Below are 6205 nucleotides of genomic sequence, written 5' to 3'. Positions count from 1 at the left end.
CATCATGCCGTAGTAGTGGAAGCCGCCCGCCTCCAACCCGCCTTTGATGCCACGGCCGTTAGCGCGGTCCTGCTGGCAATCGGCCGCGTACTCCTGCACTTCCTTGGCGCAGACGACCGAGCGTTTGGCGTACAGCCCGCGTTGGCACTCGTCCGCCAACCACTGCGAGAAGACCGACATGGCGGCGCGGCGCATGTCATGCTTGGCCTGGGTATCGGCCGGCGGGTTAGCGTGGTCGAACTCCGAGAGGTCCCGGTCAAGCAGATAGCGGTACACCAGAGCGGCACCGCCATTCTCGATCCAGTCGTGGAGCGGCGCGAAGTAGGCGCGCTTCTCCGTGTCGTTCGGCTTGACGTTCGGCCACAGCGGATGACGAACCTCCACGACGTAAAACCGCCGGTCGTCGCCCTCCATCGGCATTGCGTCCGCGTGGTTTGAGAACACCACCCAGGCCATCCTGTTAGCGGCCGGGTAATGGCCTTTGTACTTCTCGTTGATCGTCACGGTATCGCCCGTGGTGCCACTGATGAATGGCTTGATGAAGTCATAGGCGGAAAAGCGCTCCTTCCGCTGCATCTCGTTCAACACCACGAAGCGCTGGCGGCAATATGGATTGTACGTCGACTCCAAATCATTGGGGCCGATCTCGACGTAGTTGTGTCTGCCGACAATGGAGACCAGCGGCTTGAACAGGGTGTCCTTGCCTGTCCCCTGACCGCTCACCAGCAATGGCGCCCACCTGACCTTGCCCTTCGGGTTTTGTGCGACCCAAGCCATCCAGTTGAGAAGGTGACCGGCGGCCGATGGCTCATTGGCGCAGAGCAAGGTGAGGTGGTTGAGGAGCGGCCGGACATCTTCCTCAGTCGCCGCCTCGGCGGGCATGAGCATGCTGGGGTTGTAGGTATTGACCCGCAGCGCCTCAATGCCGCCTTCCTCCACATGCACCAGCCGGTCCTCACCGACCGCGTAGGTGAGCCCTGCCACCGTCTTCAGCCCATCTGCATGGATGAGAATGTTGTGGGCAGGAAGCACCTTCGGCGCTTTGGGTTTCACATCAGAACCCGCCGCGGCTGCATCCAGACCAGCTTTCGCTGCGGCACGGATAGCCCAAGCTTCCGATACGGCGCGGCCGATCTCGGAGTCGTTCAGGGCCTTGTCGCTGTACCGCTGCCCGCCTTGGTCGAGCCGCAACCAAGCCACGTCCGCTTCCTGATAGGCGAAGGTGTTAAGCGCACGCGCGACGGCCTCCTCATAGAGAACCTTGGCTTCTTTGTACCGCAGACTCAGGCCGGAGAGGTCCGGCGCCATTTCATTGTTCATTTCAAAAACCCTTGTTCAAAACTTGTTCTTCAGGCGGCGAATTCGCCATTCAAGCGCGGTGGTGTTCGGGCGCGCGTCGTCTGCGACAGGCTGGCTCATCACGAAATCCAGCATCTCGTCCGGCTTATCGCTTGGGTACTTGCAGGACATGTAGAAACCGTCGAGCGCGTCGATCTCGTCGAACACCTGCCGCATCTCGCCGAAGCTAAGCCGGCCACCAGTCTTCCTCCACACTTTCCCAAGGAGGCTGAGCATGGTGGCATAATGCGACCCCTGCACCACGGTCATCGGATACTCATCGCGCCACGCGGGATTGAAGACCGCAGGATCGTTGATGCCGCCGAAATCCGAGCGCGGCGAACGATCAATCATCCTGACCGGCACCACCGCCGCTTCTTTGAGGGTGGCGCCGCGGATCATCCTTGCCTCCTTTTTCTCAAAGGGGACCCACAACTCCGGCCGCTGCATCCTCAGTGCCCGTGCCATTGCGAGGAAGGCATCGACGGCGATCGGGACGCCATGGGCAATTGTGATCTCGGTCTGGTAGGGTGGGCCGTACAGGTGGTCTCCGGGGTCGTAGATGCTCCCGTCGGCCTGCTCGTTGAACACCCGTTCGTTCAGCAGCACACAAATGTCGCGCTGCTCCGTCCGGGTGAGATCGCGGTCAGTTTCCACGACCAAACGAAACTTGCGACGCTCAACCGAAGACGAATATGTGGTGTAGGTGAAGTGCTCAACCGGCTGCCGAGCCGGCATTAGTGATGCCAGCCCCAAGGCGACCTGGGCCTCAGTGACGTGCGAAGCCGCGTCGGACTTGTTGTCGATATCCCCGGTCCAGGCAGAAAGTGCATCTGCCTCTGCGGCGCCGTCGCGCCAACACCCGGCCTCGGAATGACCCCGCGCGACGTTGATGGTCGGCCCGTACATTGTCGGCGACCAGCCATAGGTCTCCAGCTTGTTGGTCTGCGGCTTGGGGTAGCGAAGGGGGCCGAGGACGTACTGGCGCATCCCAGCGAAGTCGTCGAACTTGGGAAAGTCGGTGACGCGCGCCTGATCGAGGCGGAACTGCGCCATTTCCTTATGCCAGTAGACGTGAGTGAGGCCGCTGACGAAATGCGGCCTGGAGGGCGCGCGAACGCTCTCAATCGGACGTGCGTCCGCTTCAGAAAGAGACATGTTGAAACCCCGTTGTTGAAAGACACCCGCTGCGAGGAACCGTCCCGAAAACCGGGACGGCCTGCTACAACGGGACGCGCCGGGAGCTACCCGACACAGGAGAAAGGTATACCAGCCAGGGAGTGGCTGTCAACTGTTTGTGAAGGACGGAGGTTGCCGCGGCTACCATGACCTATGGCGCACGTCTCTATCGGCTGGGCGAGAACCAGCCATCAGACCGCATCGCCGCCGCCAGACTTCCCCCGCGCGCCGCCACTGCCCCCTGGCTTGGTGCGGCCTTGGCCGCCGTCCTTGCCGATTTCACCGGCAAGATCGCCCAGGTCAATAAAAGCGTCGGCTGCCCGCCTGAGTTCGTCACTGCACAACGGCGGGCTGGACTTGACAGTCGAGGTCAACACCACCCGCACGCCCCGTCGCTGTGCCGCCTCAACGCCGGCTTTTAGGTCACCATCACCTCCCAAGAGGAGCACCTGACTGGCCCATTGCGTGGCCTCCAGCAGGGCAACTGTTAGTTCGGCGACGGTGTTGCCCCTGATCCTCCGGCGACCCGTCTCCTCATCCACGAACTCTCGGACCGGCTTTGTCTCGACCCTGTAGCCATTGTAAACAAGCCAGTTCACCAAAGGTGCGAGCGGGTTACGGTCACCCTCCGGGGTGTCCAGCACTGTCGTGTAGTAGAGGAGGTGGCGCGGCTGGCACGTTCTGTCGAGCCAGTCGCGGAGCCGACGGAAATCAATTTCAAACCCAAGGGTTCGCGCTGCCATGTAGGCATGTGGCCCATCGATGATGACCGTCGTGGGGAGGTTGGGGCGGAGGCTCACGACCGGCTTCCGTTCATATCTGGCATCTTGGGCTCCAATCACGCGAGGCTACCAATCCGCGGATCGGGGGAAGGCACCGCCACTCAGCCAGTAGCGCGCGTCACGAGATCGAGGCCGGATCAGCATCAAGATTGAATAGCAGTGGGCGGTACATTCATAGATTCGAACCTCCTCCGCGACGAGGTCGCTTGGTTGAACCTCCTGAATAGCCAATTACCATACCGCATGGGCGTATCGTCACTCTCCACCTCGTTTCACCGACCGAATTCGTAACGGGGTAGCTTTGCTCCCAGAGCAGCGGTGGCGATGCCTGCGGGCGAAGCGCTTCCGCAGTAGGGCCACTCCGCGCGGCAACTGCCTCCCGGCGAGCGCACCGACTAGGCCCATGGGAAGGATCATCGGCAGGCTTGGGTGGCGCCCGCAGGCGATGGCCGCAAACTCCACACCATCCATGCCGCCCGGCATCATTACGTCCAAGAGCACCACGTCTGTGGCGTGCCGCCGTCGAGCATCGCTATCGCAGCGTCCACGTCGGCTGCCGTGTTCTGGCTGCCACGCTGTACCGGTCTCGGGAAGCAAAGGCCGGCGATCGTTTGTATGGATAAAAGCTGAAAGTTGCATCATAATGAATTCCCAACAATCATGGACTAATGAGAATGTTGCCGCTTCGCTCGCTAGCGCAGGCAGTCCTGCTAAGCATGCTCGCAACGGCCGCGACCCTCTTTGGCCCCGAAGGGCCTTCCTCTGCCGCTGCTCAAGGGCAGCTGCGCGCTGCGCCCGACAGGCTAGCGCGCCTCTTTACTACTCAGATGGTTGGCGCCCAGGTGCAATACTTCGAAACCAGCGCAGGTCCAGCCCGGCGCGTATACGAAGCCTCACAGGGTGCCTCTACCCGCGAGTACACAGTCGGCGGTTGTGAGATAACGGTCTATGCCAGAGGAGCGGAGATAGCTGCTCTCCGCCTAAAGGTCACTCAGCGATGCACGGCCGATATGTCGCGACTTACACAAGTTGCACTGCCCTCCGCGAACCTGCTCACATTCGGCCAATTCGCGGATACACTCGGCGCCGACAGGTTCTCGGCTGACTGCCTCTACTCGTGCGGCAATGCCTACGACCCGAGCGTCTACATGCATTGGGAAGGACCACACTCCCTCGATTTCATTCAGTTCAGACTCCAAGCGCAACTGGTAAATGGGCCGGCAATTGACGCCTCTAGACGTTGGCAGCAGGTCATGGAGCGGCGCGAGGGGGAGGATTACGTTCTCGGCACTGCCTTCAACTGCGACGGCAAATACAACGCCGAGGCTGCGCGGATTTTCCGCAACGTCAGAATCACTCACCTCAGTATCGGACGTAACCTTGGACCAGAAGGTTGCGGCACCCGTGCGCCGGTTAATTCTGCTCCGAATGGTCTTGGTGTGCGGACAACTGCTCCCATAGCGCCCCATGGCGCACCGCGCACAGGTCTCGGCCCCAGCTTCGACTGCAACTCGCTGACAGCTACGCTTGAGCCTCTGCCGCAACTCATCTGCATGGACGCCGGACTGGCCCGGCTTGATCTCGCCTTCAGTCAAGCTTTTCAGGCGCTCCGTCAGCAGGTCGGCGAGGCAGGGCTACGGGACCTTCGGCGTGAGGCAGTGGAATTCACTAACGGTGTGCTGGACAGGTGCGGCATTCCTCGAAACGGTACAGCGACACCTGAACTGCTCCGTCAATCGCGTGCCTGCACTGCGAGCCGATATGAGGGTCAGAGGCAGATATGGCTCCGTAGTCTTGGGCCAGAAGCAAGACAGGAGGCAGAGCGCCCGCTGGCAATGCACATTGAATTACAACGCGCTTTGCAGACGCTCGGCCATATTCCTGATACCGCAGCAATAGACGGAGTTTATGGACCTGCCACTCGATCCGCAATTATGTCATGGCAAAGGGCAGCAGGCCTCCCCACGGCTGGTTGGCTCTCAGATCGCGATGCCTCAGTGCTGACCGCGGCTGTAAGCAGCAATCGTAGCTCTACAAGCGATTTTCAGGCTCAGGCCGAGGCGCTTAGGCTGAGAACGGCAGAGCTTGAGAAGGCGCTAAATGCCATCTCAGAACCATTCGCTGTCGCCCCGTCCGGAGAGAATCGGGGGACCAATGGTACTGCGGCTGCACCCCAGCCTGACGTTGGCTCGCAGCCAAATCCAATGGAAAGCAATGTGACGCTTAGCGACCGCTGTAGACAACGAGCGCAAAAAGACGAAGAATCAATGAACGGCATGTTGCCAGGACCATATCGGTTTAGTTACACGGCAGCAGCAGAAAGAAATGATGATAGCGTAGTACCCCAACTGAGAGTCGCCGAGATTTCCCAATCTGTTTTGGACCCGGCCGGGGGCCAAAATACGGTGCGCTGGATTTGCTTCTTTGAGGCCGGCGAATTGAAGAAAGTTCAAACAGTCTTGTCCATCGGAGGGAAGAATATAACAATGCCCGCGGATGTCGATGGCAACCCAGAGCGAGCATTCGAGCGGCGGGCAAGAGACAATGCCGAGGGGGTCATTTCAGCCAAAGATTCACGCAGAAGAATTTGGAACCTTACCAGCTTGGCTTACAGCTTGCTCCAAAGTTCTGCCGACGCAAAAGAAATGGAAGCGCAGTGTAAGAGTTACTTCAATAGGGCAACGGCTTCTCGGGAAAGCGAATCTGTTGCGCTGGAAGCTCAAAATATGTGCGTGACGCTGGCGCAAGTTGCGTGCAGCAGCCCATGGAAGCTGAATGGGCAAGCTAGTTTCTTGCCTTATTCCATCCCGCGGATGTACTGCCGCTCATTGTCCATTGTGTTGGGTGGCTGAGGCGGAGATCGCCTAGCAAGTTGGCTTCGCGCCTATACATTATGAGGGGCGTTA

At 60.0% G+C, this 6205-nt stretch carries 4 protein-coding genes; 1 reads left to right on the top strand and 3 read right to left on the bottom strand.

Features of this window, described 5'->3' with window-relative positions; translation table 11 throughout:
• The 3 genes from JMJ56_RS32445 to JMJ56_RS32435 form a co-directional block, all read right to left on the bottom strand.
• Window positions 1–1320: primase-helicase family protein (locus JMJ56_RS32445; RefSeq protein WP_202836008.1), on the bottom strand; the 1320-nt coding region annotated here is incomplete at its 3' end.
• A 15-nt stretch (window positions 1321–1335) separates the two neighbouring features.
• Entirely contained in the window at window positions 1336–2394 is a 1059-nt protein-coding gene (locus JMJ56_RS32440) for a hypothetical protein (protein WP_202836007.1), read from the bottom strand.
• 314 nt (window positions 2395–2708) lie between these two features.
• The gene (locus tag JMJ56_RS32435) at window positions 2709–3317 is read right to left on the bottom strand and encodes a LabA-like NYN domain-containing protein (protein ID WP_202836006.1); all 609 of its coding nucleotides are present in this window, start codon (window positions 3315–3317) and stop codon (window positions 2709–2711) included.
• A gap of 1235 nt (window positions 3318–4552) precedes the next feature.
• On the opposite strand from JMJ56_RS32435, the gene JMJ56_RS32430 reads away from it, so the two are divergent.
• A complete protein-coding gene (locus JMJ56_RS32430) occupies window positions 4553–6151 on the top strand; it encodes a peptidoglycan-binding domain-containing protein (protein WP_202836005.1) in 1599 nt (532 codons plus the stop codon).
• Window positions 6152–6205: the final 54 nt, after the last annotated feature.

The organism is Belnapia arida (assembly GCF_016773205.1).
Classification (GTDB): Bacteria; Pseudomonadota; Alphaproteobacteria; order Acetobacterales; family Acetobacteraceae; genus Belnapia; species Belnapia arida.
The sequence above is the reverse complement of the archived record's forward strand: the minus strand, read 5'-3'. Positions and strand labels throughout refer to the sequence as shown.

Excerpts from the sequence above, each read along its gene's own strand:
- JMJ56_RS32430 (WP_202836005.1), top strand. The coding sequence starts at position 4,553 with ATGGAGCGGCGCGAGGGGGAGGATTACGTTCTCGGCACTGCCTTCAAC.
- JMJ56_RS32440 (WP_202836007.1), bottom strand. The coding sequence starts at position 2,394 with ATGGCGCAGTTCCGCCTCGATCAGGCGCGCGTCACCGACTTTCCCAAG.